At 55.6% G+C, this 17,888-nt stretch carries 21 protein-coding genes; 4 read left to right on the forward strand and 17 right to left on the reverse strand.

The features are described from left to right. Positions 1–11: 11 nt before the first annotated feature. The gene (locus EVJ20_RS07900) at positions 12–272 is read right to left on the reverse strand and encodes a hypothetical protein (protein WP_131507763.1); all 261 of its coding nucleotides are present in this window, start codon (positions 270–272) and stop codon (positions 12–14) included. Beyond that, complete coding sequence (locus tag EVJ20_RS07905) at positions 269–997, reverse strand: DUF3784 domain-containing protein (protein WP_131507765.1); 729 nt, start codon at positions 995–997, stop codon at positions 269–271. Before EVJ20_RS07905 ends, EVJ20_RS07900 begins: the two co-directional genes overlap by 4 nt. Before the next feature lie 130 nt (positions 998–1,127). Between EVJ20_RS07905 and EVJ20_RS07910 the strand changes: the two genes are divergently transcribed. Next, complete coding sequence (locus EVJ20_RS07910) at positions 1,128–1,601, forward strand: DinB family protein (RefSeq protein WP_131507767.1); 474 nt, start codon at positions 1,128–1,130, stop codon at positions 1,599–1,601. A gap of 531 nt (positions 1,602–2,132) precedes the next feature. Further along, on the forward strand, positions 2,133–3,224 hold the full coding sequence (locus EVJ20_RS07915) for an RNA-guided endonuclease TnpB family protein (RefSeq protein WP_131507769.1): 1,092 nt from the start codon (positions 2,133–2,135) through the stop codon (positions 3,222–3,224). An 84-nt stretch (positions 3,225–3,308) separates the two neighbouring features. Here the strand turns inward: EVJ20_RS07915 and EVJ20_RS07920 are convergent, their stop codons facing one another. From EVJ20_RS07920 to EVJ20_RS07935, 4 genes are all read right to left on the reverse strand, one after another. Then, a complete protein-coding gene (locus EVJ20_RS07920; RefSeq protein WP_131507771.1) occupies positions 3,309–3,923 on the reverse strand; it encodes a hypothetical protein in 615 nt (204 codons plus the stop codon). Beyond that, the gene (locus tag EVJ20_RS07925; protein WP_131507773.1) at positions 3,916–4,659 is read right to left on the reverse strand and encodes an ImmA/IrrE family metallo-endopeptidase; all 744 of its coding nucleotides are present in this window, start codon (positions 4,657–4,659) and stop codon (positions 3,916–3,918) included. Before EVJ20_RS07925 ends, EVJ20_RS07920 begins: the two co-directional genes overlap by 8 nt. Continuing rightward, positions 4,656–4,991 carry a helix-turn-helix domain-containing protein gene (locus tag EVJ20_RS07930; RefSeq protein ID WP_131507775.1) on the reverse strand — a complete coding sequence of 112 codons (336 nt, stop codon included), beginning with the start codon at positions 4,989–4,991 and terminating at the stop codon, positions 4,656–4,658. Before EVJ20_RS07930 ends, EVJ20_RS07925 begins: the two co-directional genes overlap by 4 nt. Positions 4,992–5,134: 143 nt before the next feature. Continuing rightward, the gene (locus tag EVJ20_RS07935; RefSeq protein ID WP_131507777.1) at positions 5,135–6,376 is read right to left on the reverse strand and encodes a UDP-glucose dehydrogenase family protein; all 1,242 of its coding nucleotides are present in this window, start codon (positions 6,374–6,376) and stop codon (positions 5,135–5,137) included. A gap of 126 nt (positions 6,377–6,502) precedes the next feature. Between EVJ20_RS07935 and EVJ20_RS07940 the strand changes: the two genes are divergently transcribed. Both EVJ20_RS07940 and EVJ20_RS07945 read left to right on the forward strand, forming a co-directional pair. Next, entirely contained in the window at positions 6,503–6,742 is a 240-nt protein-coding gene (locus EVJ20_RS07940) for a hypothetical protein (protein WP_070328462.1), read from the forward strand. A 216-nt stretch (positions 6,743–6,958) separates the two neighbouring features. Continuing rightward, positions 6,959–7,612 (forward strand): hypothetical protein, encoded by a 654-nt coding sequence (locus tag EVJ20_RS07945; protein ID WP_131507779.1) that lies wholly within the window; start codon positions 6,959–6,961, stop codon positions 7,610–7,612. 19 nt (positions 7,613–7,631) lie between these two features. On the opposite strand, the gene EVJ20_RS07950 is transcribed toward EVJ20_RS07945, so the two are convergent. The 11 genes from EVJ20_RS07950 to EVJ20_RS08000 form a co-directional block, all read right to left on the reverse strand. Beyond that, positions 7,632–8,279: a thioredoxin domain-containing protein gene (locus EVJ20_RS07950; protein WP_161568100.1), complete on the reverse strand. Its 648-nt coding sequence runs from the start codon at positions 8,277–8,279 to the stop codon at positions 7,632–7,634. Between the two features lie 138 nt (positions 8,280–8,417). Beyond that, positions 8,418–8,837, reverse strand: a complete 420-nt coding sequence (locus EVJ20_RS07955; protein ID WP_131507783.1) for a GNAT family N-acetyltransferase — start codon at positions 8,835–8,837, stop codon at positions 8,418–8,420. Further along, entirely contained in the window at positions 8,834–9,775 is a 942-nt protein-coding gene (locus EVJ20_RS07960; protein WP_131507785.1) for a hypothetical protein, read from the reverse strand. Before EVJ20_RS07960 ends, EVJ20_RS07955 begins: the two co-directional genes overlap by 4 nt. Further along, positions 9,772–10,758, reverse strand: coding sequence for a glycosylase (locus EVJ20_RS07965; protein WP_131507787.1), 987 nt, complete (start codon positions 10,756–10,758; stop codon positions 9,772–9,774). Before EVJ20_RS07965 ends, EVJ20_RS07960 begins: the two co-directional genes overlap by 4 nt. A gap of 6 nt (positions 10,759–10,764) precedes the next feature. Further along, positions 10,765–11,814: a dTDP-glucose 4,6-dehydratase gene (gene rfbB, locus EVJ20_RS07970; RefSeq protein WP_131507789.1), complete on the reverse strand. Its 1,050-nt coding sequence runs from the start codon at positions 11,812–11,814 to the stop codon at positions 10,765–10,767. Then, positions 11,717–12,691, reverse strand: a complete 975-nt coding sequence (rfbA, locus tag EVJ20_RS07975) for a glucose-1-phosphate thymidylyltransferase RfbA (RefSeq protein WP_131464301.1) — start codon at positions 12,689–12,691, stop codon at positions 11,717–11,719. The genes rfbB and rfbA overlap by 98 nt, the downstream gene beginning before the upstream one ends. Beyond that, complete coding sequence (locus EVJ20_RS07980; RefSeq protein WP_131507791.1) at positions 12,688–13,809, reverse strand: DegT/DnrJ/EryC1/StrS family aminotransferase; 1,122 nt, start codon at positions 13,807–13,809, stop codon at positions 12,688–12,690. Before EVJ20_RS07980 ends, rfbA begins: the two co-directional genes overlap by 4 nt. A gap of 23 nt (positions 13,810–13,832) precedes the next feature. Then, complete coding sequence (locus EVJ20_RS07985; RefSeq protein ID WP_236636308.1) at positions 13,833–14,531, reverse strand: WbqC family protein; 699 nt, start codon at positions 14,529–14,531, stop codon at positions 13,833–13,835. A 13-nt stretch (positions 14,532–14,544) separates the two neighbouring features. Next, entirely contained in the window at positions 14,545–15,525 is a 981-nt protein-coding gene (locus tag EVJ20_RS07990; protein ID WP_131507793.1) for a glycosyltransferase family 2 protein, read from the reverse strand. Between the two features lie 12 nt (positions 15,526–15,537). Continuing rightward, positions 15,538–16,653 (reverse strand): polysaccharide biosynthesis C-terminal domain-containing protein, encoded by a 1,116-nt coding sequence (locus EVJ20_RS07995; RefSeq protein ID WP_131507795.1) that lies wholly within the window; start codon positions 16,651–16,653, stop codon positions 15,538–15,540. Continuing rightward, positions 16,617–17,876, reverse strand: coding sequence for an ATP-grasp domain-containing protein (locus tag EVJ20_RS08000; RefSeq protein WP_131507797.1), 1,260 nt, complete (start codon positions 17,874–17,876; stop codon positions 16,617–16,619). The genes EVJ20_RS07995 and EVJ20_RS08000 overlap by 37 nt, the downstream gene beginning before the upstream one ends. Positions 17,877–17,888 lie beyond the last annotated feature (12 nt).

Consider the following 17,888-nt stretch of genomic DNA (forward strand, 5'->3'; position numbering starts at 1 on the left):
CGTCTAGCGCGTCAGCCTTTTTTTCGTCTGATCACGTTCAGCACGAGCTTTAAGGCAATCAACCCGAAAATGATCGGCAAGATGACCGGAAGCGTGCCGCGCGGCAATAGACCGAACACGATGAACACCGTCATCCCGACCGCAAAAAACAGTTTGACGCCCCGGTCCATCGTGAATTTATCCCACTGCCAGACGAGCAAGAGCAGCGCGAGCGGTGGAAAAAAGAACGTCAGGAAAAAGAACGGCATGTTGCGCGCATACCATGGACTCATCGAGTGATCACCTCCTCATATAACTGTTCCGTTGCTTCGTATGACTCCTGATTCAAGTAAATCGGCTGACCGCTCCAATCGATACGGATGACCGCTTCAATGCGACGGTCGATGAACAACAGCACATCTTCCCCACTCATCGTCCGGAAATGCCCCGTCAGACGAGAAGCGATCGCAGCACCGTTCGTTCGACGGTCGATTTGCGGTAAATACGACATCGTCACAGCTTCAATCTCGTCATATGGCACGGTCTGCCCGTAACTGCCTTCGATGACGAGTTCCGTATTAGTGAGTGTCACTTCGGTCGGTTGAGAGAACCAAAGCAGGAGCCCCGGTACGACCGTGAGCAAGAGCACAGAGACGAGGACGATCGGGATGAGTTTCTTCTTCCCGCCCGGACGAAGCCGTCCCGTGTCGTCAAAAATATTCCCGTCATACTTTTGGGCGCGCCAAAGGATGACGACGATGAACAGGATGAGCACGATAAAGAGCGGCTCGATTGGGACGACGAGCCCGAACCAATCAATGAGGCCGACGATGAGAAAGATGAAGCCGATGCCGTAACACATGATACCGATCAACCGCGCGACCGGTTTGATGTCGACGCGTGCCTTGTCTGCTTCGTTCATCGTGTTATAGCCCGAGATGAGAAAATGCCACCCTAACTTGTGGACGGCAAAACCGAGGACAAACATGAGTAGTGCTGCAAATACAAGAATCCACATGGACGAGTCCCTCCTATCTCCTTCATTCTACGGGAAAATCGACCGAAATGTTTCATCGGATCATCAGACGTGCGTGAACGAAAGGTGCATGCGTATACTAGCGGTAGAATACGCAGGAGGAGGTTAGTTTATGTACCGCACCGCTAACGACTTCAAACAGGATTGGACAAAATCATCGACCGGCACGCTCGACGTGCTCCGTGCCATGACCGATGACACGCTCGGCCAAAAAATCGTCCCCGACCATAACTCGCTCGGTTGGATCGGTTGGCACGTCACGACCGCGCTCGGCTACTTCACGAACTTGCTCGGCTTCCGTCTCTCAGCTTTGAAGAGCCTGACCCAGCCCGATCAAGCGGGCCTGATTGCCGACCAGTACGAACGATACGCGCAAGAAATCTCAAGCGCCGCTGACGGTTTTACAGATGACTATTTGCTAGAAGAAGTCGACGTCCATGGGAAGATGACGCCGCGCGGTGCCGTCCTCCGCATGATGATCGACCATCAGACGCATCACCGTGGTCAGATGACGGTACTTTTACGCCAAGCCGGACAACACGTTCCCGGTGTCATGGGTCCGACAAAAGAACAGACGAACCGCTAACTGACCTGTCGCTGATGGGATTGAAGCGCATGATCGAGGAAGGCTACTATTTCACCGAACCGCTCGACGCCATCGCACTCATCACCTCGGGCATCGACCACATGTGACTGCTAAACTAAAAAGAGACGTTCGAGAACCGCCTACAGGAACAGTTCGTACTCGCCGTTCTTCGGGAGCGAAACAAGCTATCGGATAATGTCTGACATGAAGAAAAGTACCCAAGCCGCGTCATAAGTCGACGCATATTGGGTACTTTTTTGTCTTGATGATGCAACATCGTATTCATATCTCATCAATGTGTTGATCGAGCACATTTAACATAATTAAGCGAGAATTCTCCCACCTCTAAGCGTCTGGGGCGAAGCCCAGCGTAGGTGGGAGATGAATCGCCCGTACATAAACCTCTTGGCCACCCCTGTGACAGATATGACGAACAGAAGTTCGTGATTCCGTCAGATTTCCCTTCCCCCGCTGCGGGTATCGGATGAGGAAGACGTTCATCACGATCATCGGCCGAGAGGAGGCGCAGACATGCTGAAGGGTTACAAGTACCGGATCTACCCGACGGCGGCACAGGCCGAGTTCCTCGTCAGGACGATCGGCTGCGCCCGCTTCGTCTACAACAAGCTGCTCGAGGACCGCATCACCCTCCACGAGGAGTCGAGGGCTGGGACCGGCCCGAAGCGGAAGCCCCCGACACCCGCCTCGTACAAGCCCCTGTTCCCGTTCCTCGCCGAGGCGGACAGCCTCGCGCTCGCCAACGCGAAGCTTCACCTCGACGCGGCGTTCGCGAAGTTCTTCGCCGGGACGGCCGGCTTCCCGGTGTTCAAGTCGAGACGGAAGGCGCGCGCCTCCTACACGACGAACAACCAGCACGGCACGATCCGCATCGAGGGGGACCATGTCCGGCTCCCGAAGGTCGGATTCATCCGCTTCACACAGCACCGAATCTTCGATGGCGAGATCCGGTCGGCGACCGTGTCGATGACGAAGACGGGCAAGTTCTTCGTGTCGCTCCTCGTCGAGCAGGCCGACGAGCCCTGGGTCCCCGCCGAGCACAAAATCGGGATCGACCTCGGCCTCGGGCACTTCGCCGTCATGACGAACGACGCGCTCGTGACGGAGAAGGTCCCGAACCCGCGCAACCTGCGCGAGGCCGAGGCGCGGCTCAAACGGGCGCAGCGCGCGCTCTCCCGCAAGAAGCCCGGCAGCAAGAACCGCGAGAAGGCCCGGCTCGTCCTCGCGAAGAAACACGAGCAGGTCAAGAACCGACGGCACGACTTCCTCCACAAGCTGTCTAGACGCATCGTCGACGAGAACCAAGTCGTCGTGGTCGAGACGCTGAAGCCGAGGGAGATGATGCAGGACCGCCGCCTGGCGAAGTCGATCGGGGACGCCGGATGGGGCGAGTTCGTCCGCCAGCTCGCCTACAAATGCAGGTTCTACGGCCGGACACTGATCCAGGCCGACCCGTGGTTCGCCTCGACCCAGGTCTGTTCGGCCTGCGGCGAGAACGGCGGCAAGAAGGACCTGCACGTCCGCGAGTGGACATGCGCCGCATGCGGCACGCACCACGACCGCGACGTCAACGCGAGCCTCAACCTGTTGAGGCTCGCCGACTGAAACACTCCAGGGCAGGGACTGCCCGACGAGCTTGGTCCACAACCGTGGCTGGTCAAAGCACGGTCTTCCCAAGAAGCTCCCACTTCAAGTTGCAAAGCAAACAAGTGGTGAGTAGTTCACATCACGGGGACGAATCGTCTTGAAAAACTTTCGAACCTCGCTCCTTTTCACGACCTCAAATCGCTTTAAATGTATACAGAAATCAATGAGGGTATGCTGACGAATCAATGTTTCTTTCTCCTCTAGATCTACGATGTACAGTTCAGCGTCTGTGATGACTTCTCGAATGTCCGCGTCATCGCTACAAATTAAGCCAACGCTGATCAATCGCGTAGCAGCAAGGCTATGGATTTCACCCAAGTCACTCGTATGTTTGAGTGGCCGACCTTCTCTGATTTTCTTTTCATCCAGTTGTTGAAACGCAAGACGAACTTCTGTCAGATAAACTAGATAAAGGTCATAGAGTTCATCTGTCGCAATCGATGCTTCCGATTCAGGATCGAATAGCACCCAAGTCCCTTCATTGATGAACGCGTCGACCTTTTCTCTAACCGAAGATGTCTTCAGTTCATTCAATACCTCAACATGGATAAGAACTTGTCCATACAGGCTGTTGATCCAATCAAAGACGTCGGCTTGTCGAAAACTTGCCGCATGGATGATGATGTTCGCATCGATGAACACCGGTTCATTAATCATGGGTGGCATCCTCTTGTAGACGACTGACCTCATCTTCTTGAAACGCTCGAGCCAGCTCGGGTCGATAGACGGAGAGCTTGTTCGCAGCGCTCAATCGTGTCAATCGTTCTTCTTCTACTGCTTTGACGACCACTTGTTCATAGGCTGGAAATGACTCGAAGCGTTGGGCTTGATCTAATGGGCTCGGAGCGATCCCGAGACGATTCCGTTCCTTGCGCCAATCGACTTCCTGTTCGCTCAAGTCAGAGAATCGATAATTGAGTTCTCGGAGTCGTCGGACGACCGAGACGTATGGCACTTGGGCCATATCGGCCAAATAGATGATGGCGGACTTCGTATCATAGCCGTCTTTAAGCTTCTCCCAGACTTCTTTTGTCGTACTCTTCGGCAACATGATCGCAGCTGCGAACCGGTCGGCCGCCCGCTCGTGATCGAACCCGTTGACTTGCCACTCGCTTGCTTCAGACAAATGCCATAGTTCATGGGCCGCTGTAAAGTAACGCATACGCAGCGGCTGGTAAGAATTCAATGCGATGAACTCTTCTCCTGACATATGCTTGATAGCGACACCGTAATAAGAGTCGTCCTCGACATATTGAAAAATGAGGTTCGCGCGTTTGGCCAATACCTGTTCGATGTAAGCGCCAATGAAGACGTGACTATCAATGACTTGCTCTAAGAAGTCGGCTGCGAACGCTTCTGCCGTGTCTTCAGCAATTCGTGTTGACGGCTTCATCTCTGCTCACTCTTGAGACCAACATAGTCTTCCACCGCAAATTTCAAACGTTCAAGTTCCATTTTGGACCGTCGCTTCGAGAGTGTCCCTCGCAACTCGACCGTCATGCGCTCTTCTTTCATCGAATCGTCGGTTGTCAACTCGTTGACCGATACGCCTAAGGCCTTCGCAATAGCGACAATACGTTGTGGTTGGATGACACGGCTCTCATTCAACATATGACCCACCAATGCCTTGCTGACCCCGATTTTCTGGGCTAACCATTGATGCGACTGTTGATGATCTTGTAGCCTTGATTTTATATTGTTCACGATGATTGTATTTGATTTCATGATGCCACCTTCTTTCAACGTAATTATAACACCTCTTGTAGACGACTACAAAATTATAAAATAACAAACAATAATATTCCTCACTTGTTCAAAAAAAACCCTCTTCTCATCCTTCGATGAAAAGAGAGCGCAATATGAATGGTTCATTTCGATGACGGTGTGTTCGTCTTGCCCTGCATGCGGCCGACGCCTTCGTACTCGACGTCTTCTGGGTCGCGCGCATACTTCCATGCGTTCCGTGCGTCAATCAACCGTTTCGTCCGCATCCCGGCGAACGCTTCCGGCTTCAAGTTGACGAGTTCGTCCCATTCCGTGACAAGAATCGCCACGTCGGCTCCTTTAAGCGCTTCTTCCGGTGTCAACGCTTGACGGTACTCCCACTTCGCGAGCGGATCGTAGCCGACGACTTCGACTTCACGTAACCGTAAGTGATTGGCGAGTGTGATCGACGGTGCGTCACGCATATCGTCCGTCCCTGGTTTAAAGGCGAGACCGAGGAAAGCGACGCGCAGGTTAGACCGGTGTTCGATCTTCGACGCGACATAGGCGATCTGTTCATCGTTCGCTTGGATCGCCGCACGGATGACCGGCAAGTCGAGTTCGTTCTCGGCCGCGACGTTCAAGAGCGCGTTCATATCTTTCGGGAAGCATGAGCCGCCGTAACCGAGACCAGCGTTTAAGTAAGAACGTCCGATGCGCGGGTCAAGCCCCATCCCGTCGGCAATCGTCGCGATGTCGGCGCCTGCTTTATCCGCGAGGCGTGACAAGTCGTTCATGAAACTGATTTTTGTGGCGAGAAACGCATTTGAAGCGTACTTGATCAGTTCGGCGTTGATCGGTGTCGTGCAAACAATCGGAACACCGAGACGGCCATAAATACCGGCGAGTTCTTCGCTGATTTCAAGATTCCCGCTGCCGATGACGACGCGGTGCGGTTTGAGGACGTCGGCGAGCGCACGCCCTTCTTGTAAGAATTCCGGCACGATTGCGAACGTGTGGGATGGATACATGATGCTAAGTAAGTCGGTCGTCCCCGGTGGCACAGTGCTGCGGATGACGATTTTTTGCTTCGTGTTGATTTCAGACAAAGCCGCATCGACGAACGTCATGTCGCAGCTGCCATCTTCCTTGCTCGGCGTACCGACAGCTAAGAACAAGTAATCGACATCATTTGTGTCGGCGGTGTTATCCGTAAGTGTGATCGAGTCTGCATAGTCTTGGAGCACCTCCGACATACCCGGCTCGTGAAACGGTGCGTGGCCGCTCATGAGGCGGCGCAGTCTCGGTTGGTCTTTCTCGACACCGATGACTTCATGTCCCGCTTTTGCAAGGCCACACAGGGTGGCTAATCCGACATATCCTAAGCCGATGATTCCAAATTTCACGCTAGTTCCTCCTTAAATAATCTATCTTCAACTGTAGCGAAAAGTCGTCTTAAAGGGAAGCCTCTAACACTCTCGCAATGTTGTCTGCTATAATTGGTCAAAATGATGCTAGAAAGGAATAACCGCATGGGCTTGCTCGCTTTCTTTTTGATCACGTTATTCATCTATTACTGGTTTCCGGTCCGGGGGGGACTGCGAACCTTGTTGCTCATCCTCGTCATGATCAGCGGATGGTTGTCCATCTTTGAAATTGTCGCGATTCTCGAAGCCCGTCCTTGGGTGGCCGCTCCGATTTTCCTCGTCCTCGGTCTTGTGATTTGGAAATGGCGTAAAAATCAACAGCTTGAAGACAAGAAGAGCGTTTGACGACAGTCGAACGCTTTTTTTCTTTTTGCACTTATTCCACGAATCTGCCGAAACTCCTGCTTTTTCGATATGTATGACACGTGAACATTTGCTGTGATAAATGTGGTTCAATATCTAGCTGTCGATCCGATTTCTTGAAAGTATGCTTGCGTTGTCGCTTCATTTTCGAGTCGAAACAGGAATAGTCAAAGAGAGTCTAGGAAAAGAGGGGTGTCTATGACGATCATGACGTTCATCACGGCCGCATGCGTGGCGAGCACGCTCAGCCTCGTGTTCATCTGGTTCGCCGAACATCCGGTCGAGCCGATCAAACTACAAGTCTTCGCGACCGTCTTATATTTACTGCTCGTCGGCTCGAGCGTCTACTATTACAACTTGGAACAAGACAAGCTGCACGTCAGCGCCGACTTAGCTGAGATTGAGGCGAGCTATGACGAATCCCTGCTCGCCCTCGAGGAACAACATGCCGACGCCCTCGCCTGGCAAGCGATTCAAATCGAGCGGGACGTGACCGAGAAACTCGAGGCACGCCTTGCCGCCCGCGAAGACACGATGAAAGACAACTTGTTTCAAAAAGTGTTAGATCTAGAAGAAGTCGTTAAGACGCAACGGACCGAGATGTACGCGCTCGAAGACGAATTGCGGGAAGCGCACGCCTTGAACGAGCAACTCGAAAGTGAACTAGCCGCCCTCCAAGACGACGCAGTCGCCACGACCGACGAGACGGATGCGTTCTTCGAGGTGTACGGCTCCTGCCTCGATTTGAACGCAGTCTACCCGGACGGTGTCCCACTCGAGCACGACGCCTATTTGCTGTCGTTTGACACCGATCTTGACGGCATCGCCTGCGGACAGAGCGACACCCAGTAGAAATGAGGGTGTCGCTTGTTCATTCTTTCGGCATCTCGACTTGGTCCCCCGCCTCAATCTCGCCAGACATGACCCGCTCCATCTCCTCTAAGCTGAACGCGTCGAGCAACTTGATCCCGTTCACATACACGGTCGGCACGTATTCGACGCCGAGGTCACGTGTATAGAGCCGTGCGTTTTGAATCCCCGCGTCGACTTGCGGCGCGAGCAGAGCTTCCGCGTCCACATCGAACGTTTCCGCGAGCCGTTGGACGTACGCCTCCGTACCAAAGTCCGAGACCGTCTCGGCGTCGAGCCCGATGTGGCGTTGCAACGCATAGTACCGTTCCGGCATCACTCGTTCCGCATTCGCATCGACACTAGCGAGCAGTTGCGACTGCTCATTCAACAAGACGAGCGGCTGTCCTTTGAACGTCGCCTCTCCCGTCTCGATCCACCGCGACTCGATCTCCGGCAAGACGCTCTCCATCCATTTTTTGCACCATGGGCAACTGTAGTCAAAGACGAAGACGATCTCGTGATCTCCGGTCTCGCCGAGCGCGACCTTATCTTCGAGCGGGAGCTCATACCTCGTATATGTAAACTGCTCTCCCCGTTCATCCGCCTCGCTTGTCCCGCAAGCCGCCAACATCGTCACACCGAGTAAAATCAATAGTAAACGTTTCATGCTCATCCTCCATTTGTCCTTCTGTTCATTTATTCACATACATCTGTTATACCACGCCTCCTATGAAAACTCGAGTGACGTTCTGTTGACACTCCCCGGGCCAAACAAAAAGAAGCGCTACGATTCTAATCAGAACCTTCACGCTTCGCGCTCCATAATCACATCGTTCCCCGCTAGTCCCGTCCCGATGAAGCCATGCTTTCTATAAAATGAAATGGCGTGCTCATTCGTCTTCTCGACGTGTAGCCGGATCAACTGCTTACCTTGCTGCGCCGCTTCATCGAACAGTCTGACCAACAAGTCATGCCCGCTCCCTTTCGGTGCCTCCGGCAAGACGCAGATATGGCTGATGAAGGCGACGTCCGTATCGAAGTAGGCCGCGAGGAGGCCGATCAACCGGTCGTCGTCCCACAGTTCGAACGATGTCGCCCGGTCATGCAGCTTGCGCGCATATTCGTGCAAGTCGATCCTCTCCGACAGTGCCGTCGGGAACAAGGCATCACACGCCTCGAGGTGGGCCTCGTAGTCGGCGACCGACCCGCGGCCGAGCGTGATCATACGTCCTCCAAGACGGCGACACCGAAGCCGTCGCGTCCGAAGGCGTTGCCGTTATACAGCAAATACTGCCGCCCGTTCATCTCGAACACGTGCGGGTAACACTCCATTGCTGAATCCCACCCCGAGTCGCTCCGCTCGAAACCGAGCGAGGCGTCGTCGCGCGTCCACTGCATGAGGTCGTCGGAATAAGCGTAACCGAGCCGGTAGCCGCGCGTCGGGTCGTCCCGGAAGCCGAACGTGTCACGGAAACAGAACACCATGTGATAGCGGCCACCCGCCTCGAACACGGTCGGGAGTGCCTGGCTCTCGTCTGGAATCACATCATCGACGATGCGGCCGTACCGGGTGAACGTGCGCCCGTCCTCGGACGTCGCGAGCGCGATCTTGTACGTCCGTTCGGCGACGCCGTCCGGGCCCGTCTGCCACGTCGTACCGTAAATGTAGTACATATACAGCTTGTCTTTCGTGAAGACGAACGGGTCCCCGACGAGGAACGGCTCATCGACACTCGCCGATAGCACCGGCCCATCACCGAGCCGCTCGAACGTATGCCCGTCGTCATGACTGATCGACAGGCCGATCCCCGTCTCGACCGACACCGACTCGCGTCGGCTCCAGCCGCTCGTATATCCGTACAGGCCCGCGTCCGTCCGCGTGACGTGGAACGGGAAGATGCCGTGCTCATCGAACGTGCCCAGTTTTCCGAGCGGGATGACCGGGTCGTGCGATACGGCGATCACTTCGAACGAAGGTGTCATATCGACGTAACGGATATGGCTCTTGAACGTCCCGTCCGCATCCGGCTCCCGGGTCGAGAAGTAGATGCGGACGAAGTCGTCGAAGACGAGTGCTTGCGGTGATTGAGCGAACGCTGAATAGTCCCCGAAAAAGCCGTGCGGCTTGGGATCGAAAACATGCCCGAGTTTCCGCCACTTCATGTCGTTTCCTCCTTCCGCTCGGCGATGCCGAAACCGGCCCGTCCGACCTCGTTGCCGAGATAGAGCAGATAACGCTTCCCGCCGACGACGAACGTGTGTGGATAGGCGACCATCTCGTCGTCAAACCCGACGTCTGAGCGGGTGAAGCGCATGACGTCATCGTCGCGTGTCCAGTTCAACAAGTCCTGAGACGACGCATAGCCGAGCCGATACGTCCGTTCGGGATTCTTCCGGTAATCGGTCGCGTCGCGATAACAGAAGAACATATGGTACGACCCGTTCTCATAAAACACGTCCGGGCTCGCCTGTGCCTCGTCCGGGATGATGCTCTCAATCAAGTCGCGCTCTTGTTTCACCCAGTTCACGCCGTCGGCTGACGTGGCGAGACGGATCTTGTACACCGGTTCCGGTTTACCTTCGTGCATGAGCCACTCCCGGCCCGCGATGTAAAACAAGTACCACATGTCTCCAAAGCGTCGGATTTTCGGCCCGCTCAAGACGAACGGTTCATCGAGCGTATACGACAAAACCGGTCCCGGTCCGATCCGCTCGAACGTCTTGCCACCGTCTTGACTCACTGCTTTACCGATATTGACGTTGAACGGGACCGACGTACAACGTGTCCAACCCCCGTAGTAGGCGTGTACCTCGTCCCCGACGTCGATCGCCGAGAACGGATAGATGCCGAACTCGTCGAACGTGCCCCGCTCCCCGAGCGCAAGCACTGGCTGTTCGCTCACACGTAAAATCGAGAAGTCTCGTTTATCGACGTCGACGTAAGCGCTATAGCTGACGTAGCGGCCATCGATTGGTTTCGGCCGGCAACTGAAATAGATGCGCAAATACGTATCACGCTCGAGCACGGACGGTGCCTGCGCGAATGCATCCATCCAATCGATGTCGGTATCTCGTTGTGGACTGAACAGCAAGCGTCGGTTCGTCCATTCGTACGTCGTCTTCGTCGTCTTCGTCGTCTCAGCCATTCCCCGTCACCCTTTCGCGTACATCTTGTCGTAGTAGTGTGCATAATCCCCAGAAACGATGTGGTCGACCCAGTCAGGATGCGTGACGTACCAGTCGACCGTCTCCCGCAAGCCTTGGTCGAACGTGTAGGCCGGACGCCATCCGAGCTCGGTCGTGATCTTCGTGTTGTCGATCGCGTAGCGGCGGTCGTGCCCGGGACGGTCGGTGACGAATGTGATCTGGGAGTCATCTTTACCGAGCAATTCTAAAATTAAGCGGACGATCGTCACGTTCGCTTGTTCATTGTTGCCGCCGATATTATACACGTCGCCGTCGCGTCCCCGCTCAGCGACCGTCCAAATCGCCACGCAATGGTCTTTGACGTGGAGCCAGTCACGGATCTGTTGACCGTCACCGTACACCGGGAGCGTCTCCCCGCGCTCGGCGCGTTGGATCATGAGCGGGATCAGCTTCTCGGGGAATTGGTATGGTCCGTAATTGTTGCTGCAACGCGTAATATTGACCGGGAGGCCGTACGTCTCGTGATAGGCTCGGACGATGAGGTCGGAGCTCGCTTTCGAGGCCGAGTACGGACTGTTCGGGGCGAGCGGGGTCGTCTCGGTGAAGAGCCCGTATGGCCCGAGCGTCCCGTACACCTCGTCGGTCGAGACGTGGACGAATTTGACGCCTTCCAAATAGTCACGTGAGTGTTTATCATCAGGACGTAAATTCCAGTACCGCTTCGCCGCGTCTAACAGCATTTGTGTCCCGAGCACGTTCGTCGTCAAGAACACGTCCGGTTCGACGATGCTCCGGTCGACGTGCGACTCGGCCGCGAAGTGGATGACGCGCGTCACGTCATACGTCGCAAACACGCGTTCGACCGTCTCGCGGTCCCGGATGTCACCTTTGACGAACACGTAACGCGGGTCGTCGATGTCTTGTAGCGTCTCGAGGTTACCGGCGTACGTGAGCGCGTCAAGGTTGACGATACGCCACGGCTCGTTTTCCAGAAGCATCTTTATGAAGTTTGATCCGATGAACCCGGCTCCGCCAGTTACGAGTAAAGTCTTCATCTTCGACACGCTCCTCTTCAAGAAGTGATAGGATATACTGCCCGTAATCCGTCATCTTTAACGTTTGGCCGATATCGCGGAGCTCGGTCGACGTGATGAACCCGCGGCGCCAGGCGATCTCCTCGAGACAGGCGATATAGTAACCTTGCCGCTCCTGCACCGTCTGGACGAACACCGACGCCTTGATCATCCCTTCCGGCGTCCCCGTATCGAGCCACGCCATCCCGCGTCGGAACAAGACGACGTTCAAATCACCGGCCTCGAGGTACATCTGGTTGATCGAGGTGATTTCGAGCTCGCCGCGCGGGGATGGCTGGACTTGTTTGGCGTACTCGACGACACGGTTATCATAGAAGTAGAGACCGGGCACGGCATAGTTCGACTTCGGCTGCGCCGGTTTCTCTTCGATCGAGATGACGCGGCGATTATCGTCGAACTCGACGACACCGAACGCGCGTGGGTCCTTGACCGGATAACCGAACACGGTAGCCCCCGTCTCGCGTTGTTTCGCGTCACGTAAGAACTGCGTCAAATCCTGTCCATAAAAGACGTTATCGCCGAGGATGAGGCAGACCGAGTCGTCACCGATAAAGTCCGCGCCGAGGATAAAGGCGTCGGCGAGACCGACCGGTTTGTCTTGCACTTTATACGTGATCGACAACCCGAGCTGATGTCCATCCCCGAACAACCGCTCATAGCCATTGATGTCTTTCGGTGTCGAGATGAGCAAAATGTCTTGGATCCCAGCGAGCATGAGCACAGACATCGGATAGTAGATGAGCGGCTTGTCGTAAATCGGGAGCAACTGTTTCGAGACGGCTTTCGTCATCGGATAGAGCCGTGTCCCATTACCGCCTGCTAAAATGATTCCTTTCATGTCCGGTTCCCTCCTTCAATAATCAAGTCGCAAATCCGGTCGACCATCTCGAGCGTCATGTCCGGATAGAGCGGCAGCGTCAAGATGCGGTCGGATACATATTTCGCGTTCGGCACGCGGGCGTCGAACGCGTAACAACTAAAATCGGTGACGAGCGGATAAAAGTACTTCCGGGCGAAGATGCCGTGCTCGGCGAGCCAAGCCATCATCTCGTCGCGGCGGCGCCGGTCACCTTTAAACAGCACCGGATAGTAGGCGTAGTTTGAGACGGTGTCGTCGCCTCGGCGGTTCAAGCGAATCGTCGGGATTCCCCTGAGCCGTTCGTCATAGCGTTCGACGATAGCGCGCCGTTTCATGACGTCGTGCTCGAACAGCGGCAAGTTACAGCGTCCCATCGCCGCCTGGAACTCGTTCATCTTGGCGTTGCCCCCGACCGATTCGATCGCTTCGGGTCCGGTGATGCCAAAGTTGACGGCCTGTTCGATGGCGTCTCGGTAACTCGTCTCATCGTAGGCGAGCGCACCGCCCTCGATCGTATGGAATACTTTCGTCGCATGGAAACTGAACATGCTCATGTCTCCATATGTGGCGATGCTCCGTCCTTGATGCGTGACCCCAAACGCATGGGCCGCATCGTACAGTACTTTCAACCCGTGCCGTTTGGCGATGCGGTCGATCTCGTCGACGTGGCAGACGTTGCCGTACACGTGCACCGGAAGGATGGCCGACGTCTTGTCGGTGATGAGCGACTCGAGCTGCGAGACGTCTAGCGTATAGTCGAGCGGATTGATGTCACAAAAGACCGGTGTCAGTCCTTTTCGGACGAGCGCATGCGTCGTCGAGGCGAACGTGAACGGTGTCGTGATGACCTCGCCCGAGAGGCCGAGGACGTCGATCGCCGTCTCGAGCGCCAAATGTCCGTTCGTCAGGAGCGAGACGTGCTCTGTACCGAGCACTTCCGTCAATTCTTCTTCGAGTGCGCGGACGTGTTCGCCGCGATTGCTGAGCCAGCGGCTGTCCCAGAGCGGTCGGATCATCTCAACGTAAGCCTCGAACTCAGGCATCGCCGGACGTGTCACGGCGATCGGCGGCGACAGATCGTGTTTCGGTAAGTTCATCTAGTCCCTCTCCTTCTATAAAGTCAAATTAGCGTGTAGGCGTTCAGCAGCTCGCGGACTTTCGGTTTCGAGTTGAACATGAGCACATCGATGATCGACAAGTTCGGTGTGAACGGTTCATTGAATTGCCGGTATGTGACCGGGTCCATCTTAATGAAGTCGAGCTCGACCCCGGATTCGGCGAACATCGCTTTATCGTATAAGGCCGTGCCCCCGATCGCGTTGATGTAATGGTCCGCATCTAAATGTTCACAGATTGATAAAACGAGATGCTCGCGTTTTGTCGTTTTGTCGTTCGTGAGCTCCGACGAATAGACGATTGATGTGTCGAGTCCCACATAGTCACGCACCTCACTCAAGAGACGCCCTAAGTAAGCGGCGACGTTCCGCTCCTCGTCTTTCATGATCCGCTCGACCATCGGCATGACGTCGTCAAAGTGAGGCGCACGCTGATAGGCGTGACGGATGAGACGTAACTGGGAGTGCCGCTGCTTCGAATCAAGCACACGGTCATGCTCGTTGATCAAACGCAGTTGGGACATGTGCTCGACCGGCATGAGGATCGGTTTCGTTTTACCCTCGAGCAGGATCGTGTTGCGATGGATCCAGCCCCCTTTAATGAACTGGACATCGTCAAGGATGACGAACGTGTCGACCGCGGCCATGAGTTGGAAGTAGCCGAGGTATGGAAAATAGTAAGGTTGCATGATAGCCAGTTTCAAGTTTACGACCCCCTCATATCAGTTGCCGCGATCGAAGCCGAATCAACAGTTCGGTGACGATCGGATGCCGCACCATCAAGTAAGGACGAATCCTCTCTTTCCCGACGAAACGGTCAAGGTAACGGTCGTATCGTGGTGACTTTAAAGCGGCATAGTCTCGTCTCAGCCGGTGCAGCCCGACCTCGAACGAGATGCGGGAAAGTTCCATCTCTTGATGATACTGTCCGTTTGAATACGCATCGAACGTATCGATGAAGCGGATGAACGCCTCGTGACGCGCGATATCCCGCTCGAGGTTCCCTTCGTTCCAGATCGTCGTCGCCGATCCTGCGACGCCATATCGATAAACGCTCATCACCTCGGGCATATAGTAGGCGTAGCCATGACTCGCGACGTACAGTTTCATCGCCCCGTCTTTTGCCGGCGCATCGCTCAACCAGTCCGGCCCGTCCATGATCAGCCCGTTTCGGTACAACATCGACATCGTCGGGATGAACCCGAGCAGTTGCAGCTCACCGGCGTTGTACGTCCGTGCTTCAAACGACGCATACTTCCGGTTCTCGGGCATCCATGGAATGACGCGCCAATCCGTATGCAACGTGTCGTCCGTCTCGACGTAGGCGTCGTGGAAGCAAAGCGTGCAGTCGGGATTTGCTTCCATGTAGTCGACTTGCTTTTGCAGCTTGTGCGGGTCGATCCAGTAGTCGTCACCGTCACAGAGGGCGACGTATTTGCCGCGGGCCCGCTCTTCGTTCAACAAGTTGACGAACACGCCTTTTGAATACTGGTTCTCCGTCTGATAAATGACTCGGATCTTGTCGGGGTGAAGACGTTCGTAACCCCGGACGATCTCGGCCGTCCGGTCCGTCGACGCATCCTCATGGATCAGGATCTCGAAGTCGAAATCCGTCTCCTGCATGAGGAATCCTTCGATCGTCTGACCGATATACGCCTCATGGTTATAGGTGATGCAGTTGATACTGACCATGATCATCGCGTTTCCTCCTCACAGCACTTCGGTTTCAGCTCGGGCGACGGTATCGGCGTACGTGTCGGGCTGGCCCGGGTCGAACGGTTCGTTCACCCACATGATGGTGACGAGGTCGGTCGTGCCGACGTTCTCGATATTGTGGACGTATCCAGGCGGGATCTCGACGACTTCGAGCGTTTCCCCGCTCACATGGAACGTCATGACTTCCGTGTCGTCGACCAACCGGAGCCGGATGACACCTTCTCCGCTGACGACGAGAAATTGCTCATGTTTCGTGTCGTGCCAATGTTCCCCTTTTTTGATGCCCGGCTTGGCGACGTTGACCGACACTTGCCCCCGGTCCGGCGTCTTCAAGAACTCGGTGAACGAGCCGCGCGCGTCGCGGTGCATCAGGAGCGGAGTCACCATCCGCTCTCTCGGCAAGTAACTCGTGTACGTGCTATACAGCTGTTTTGTGAACGCGTCCGACAAGTCCGGTACGCTGTGCGCCACTCGCATCGTCTCGAACGTCTCGAGCGTTCGGACGACGTCGAGCAGGGAAATCTCATGCGCCGGGACGGTCGGATAGAGCGAGACGTCCGTCGTCAACGTGTCAAGAAACGAGGCGACGACATCATCGACGTGGGCGAGCGTGAGCAACCGATCAGGATCGTTCACCGTGACCTTCTCGCCGCGCGAGATCTGATGACAGAACGTCGTGACGGCGCTGTTATAAAACGGACGCCCCCACTTCCCGAACACGTTCGGCAAGCGGAACACGTGGACCCGCATTTCCGAGCGTTCACTGTAGACGACGAGCATGTTTTCCGCGTCACGCTTGCTGCGGCCGTAATCATTGTCTTGTGTCGCCTGGATCGACGAGGCGAACACGATCGGGACCGGGTTGTATGACAATAGCTCCGTCGCGATGACCTCGGTCAAATCGACGTTACCGGTGATGAATTCGTGCGGGTCTTCTGGCCGGTTGACGCCGGCGAGATGGAAGACGAAGTCGGCCGCTCGGAGCATCCGGCTCCGTTCAGCGAAGTGCGTCTCCCGCGTGACTTTAAGGACGTTGTGCCCGTCCTGTTCAAGTGCGTGCGTGAGGTGTTTTCCTAAAAAGCCGTTTGCTCCGGTGACGACGATGTCCATGATGATTCCTCCTTCCGTTGAGTAGCCGGCGTGACGTGAAGCGTCACCCATTTGTCCGGATGATCGAGCAAACGGAGCATCGTCGGCACGTCTTCAAACCGAAGGATGAGGCTGCCGAGCGATTTGTTCGCCCCTTCGAAGCACGGGATATCCGAACCGATCGCGTAGGCCAAATTCGATTTGACGATCGTGTACCCTTTGGATGCGAACGTGAGTCCGATAAAACGCCCCGGGATTTGGCTTCCGAGAATGAAGTAACTCGACGGCGTCGTGACACGTTTCATTTCCAGTTCGACCGGTCGTCCGAGCGCAAGGTCGATCGTCGCGCTCACCATGTCGACACCGGTCGCCTGTTCGATGATCTGCGGGATATAGTTGCCGCCGTTACGGGGGCCGATGTCCATCAAGTAGACGTCACCTTTACTGACGAAAATGTCGAAGTTGAGCGGACCGTTCTTCAGCCCGACTTTCGTGATCATGCGTTGAAGCGTGGCGTGGACTTTCGCTTGGACGCGGTCCGGTTGGACGCTCGGGAAGCTCGCACCGATGGGCGCGAACGGGTTGACGCCTTTGACGTTGAAATGGCTGTTGCCGAAGCAGCGGAAGACGAGTTTTCCATTGACGACGAACCCGTCTCCGGCGACTTGGTAGCCGTCACGTTTGACGAACTGTTCGACGACGATTTCCCCGCCCGGTGACACTTCGAAGGCGGCGGCTAGCTTTTCGCGAATCCTCCTGGGCGTATCCGACGAGGTGATGCGGCTAATCCCTTTGCTACCCGACGAGTCGGCTGGTTTGACGACGTACGTCCCACGCATCGTCGACAGTGCCGAAACGGCCGTTTCGAATTCGGTGAAGGCGTATGCCTCAGGTGTCGGGAAGCCGTTCGCTTTCAAGAAGGCGCGGAACTTGACTTTATTCGTCAACGTCTCGACCGTCTGGAACGGGTTCGTGACGAGTCCGAGCGCTTCGCCGACGTAAGCCGCAGTGCGAGCGGCCGGGTCTGACGCGTAAGCGATGATTCCGTCAATCTGTTCCTCGCGTGCCACTTCGAGCACGCGTTCGCGGTCGAGCGTGCTGATGCAATAATAGCGGTCAGCGACGGTTCGCCCCGGATTGTCCGGCAAGAAATCGCACAGGATCGTGAAGATCCCTTTCTCTTTCGCCTTTAAAATGACGGGCGTTTGATGCATCGCTCCTCCTAACAGCATGAGCTTCACCATGTCGTTGGTCTC

The sequence above is a fragment of the Exiguobacterium sp. SH0S1 genome (genome assembly GCF_004337165.1).
Taxonomy (GTDB): domain Bacteria; phylum Bacillota; class Bacilli; order Exiguobacteriales; family Exiguobacteriaceae; genus Exiguobacterium; species Exiguobacterium aurantiacum_A.

Coding starts and splice junctions, on each gene's coding strand:
- EVJ20_RS07900 (WP_131507763.1), bottom strand. CDS start 272: ATGAGTCCATGGTATGCGCGCAACATGCCGTTCTTTTTCCTGACGTTC.
- EVJ20_RS07905 (WP_131507765.1), bottom strand. CDS start 997: ATGTGGATTCTTGTATTTGCAGCACTACTCATGTTTGTCCTCGGTTTT.
- EVJ20_RS07910 (WP_131507767.1), top strand. CDS start 1,128: ATGTACCGCACCGCTAACGACTTCAAACAGGATTGGACAAAATCATCG.
- EVJ20_RS07915 (WP_131507769.1), top strand. CDS start 2,133: ATGCTGAAGGGTTACAAGTACCGGATCTACCCGACGGCGGCACAGGCC.
- EVJ20_RS07920 (WP_131507771.1), bottom strand. CDS start 3,923: ATGATTAATGAACCGGTGTTCATCGATGCGAACATCATCATCCATGCG.
- EVJ20_RS07925 (WP_131507773.1), bottom strand. CDS start 4,659: ATGAAGCCGTCAACACGAATTGCTGAAGACACGGCAGAAGCGTTCGCA.
- EVJ20_RS07930 (WP_131507775.1), bottom strand. CDS start 4,991: ATGAAATCAAATACAATCATCGTGAACAATATAAAATCAAGGCTACAA.
- EVJ20_RS07940 (WP_070328462.1), top strand. CDS start 6,503: ATGGGCTTGCTCGCTTTCTTTTTGATCACGTTATTCATCTATTACTGG.
- EVJ20_RS07945 (WP_131507779.1), top strand. CDS start 6,959: ATGACGATCATGACGTTCATCACGGCCGCATGCGTGGCGAGCACGCTC.
- EVJ20_RS07950 (WP_161568100.1), bottom strand. CDS start 8,279: ATGAAACGTTTACTATTGATTTTACTCGGTGTGACGATGTTGGCGGCT.
- EVJ20_RS07955 (WP_131507783.1), bottom strand. CDS start 8,837: ATGATCACGCTCGGCCGCGGGTCGGTCGCCGACTACGAGGCCCACCTC.
- EVJ20_RS07960 (WP_131507785.1), bottom strand. CDS start 9,775: ATGAAGTGGCGGAAACTCGGGCATGTTTTCGATCCCAAGCCGCACGGC.
- EVJ20_RS07965 (WP_131507787.1), bottom strand. CDS start 10,758: ATGGCTGAGACGACGAAGACGACGAAGACGACGTACGAATGGACGAAC.
- rfbB (WP_131507789.1), bottom strand. CDS start 11,814: ATGAAGACTTTACTCGTAACTGGCGGAGCCGGGTTCATCGGATCAAAC.
- rfbA (WP_131464301.1), bottom strand. CDS start 12,691: ATGAAAGGAATCATTTTAGCAGGCGGTAATGGGACACGGCTCTATCCG.
- EVJ20_RS07980 (WP_131507791.1), bottom strand. CDS start 13,809: ATGAACTTACCGAAACACGATCTGTCGCCGCCGATCGCCGTGACACGT.
- EVJ20_RS07990 (WP_131507793.1), bottom strand. CDS start 15,525: ATGATCATGGTCAGTATCAACTGCATCACCTATAACCATGAGGCGTAT.
- EVJ20_RS07995 (WP_131507795.1), bottom strand. CDS start 16,653: ATGGACATCGTCGTCACCGGAGCAAACGGCTTTTTAGGAAAACACCTC.
- EVJ20_RS08000 (WP_131507797.1), bottom strand. CDS start 17,876: ATGGTGAAGCTCATGCTGTTAGGAGGAGCGATGCATCAAACGCCCGTC.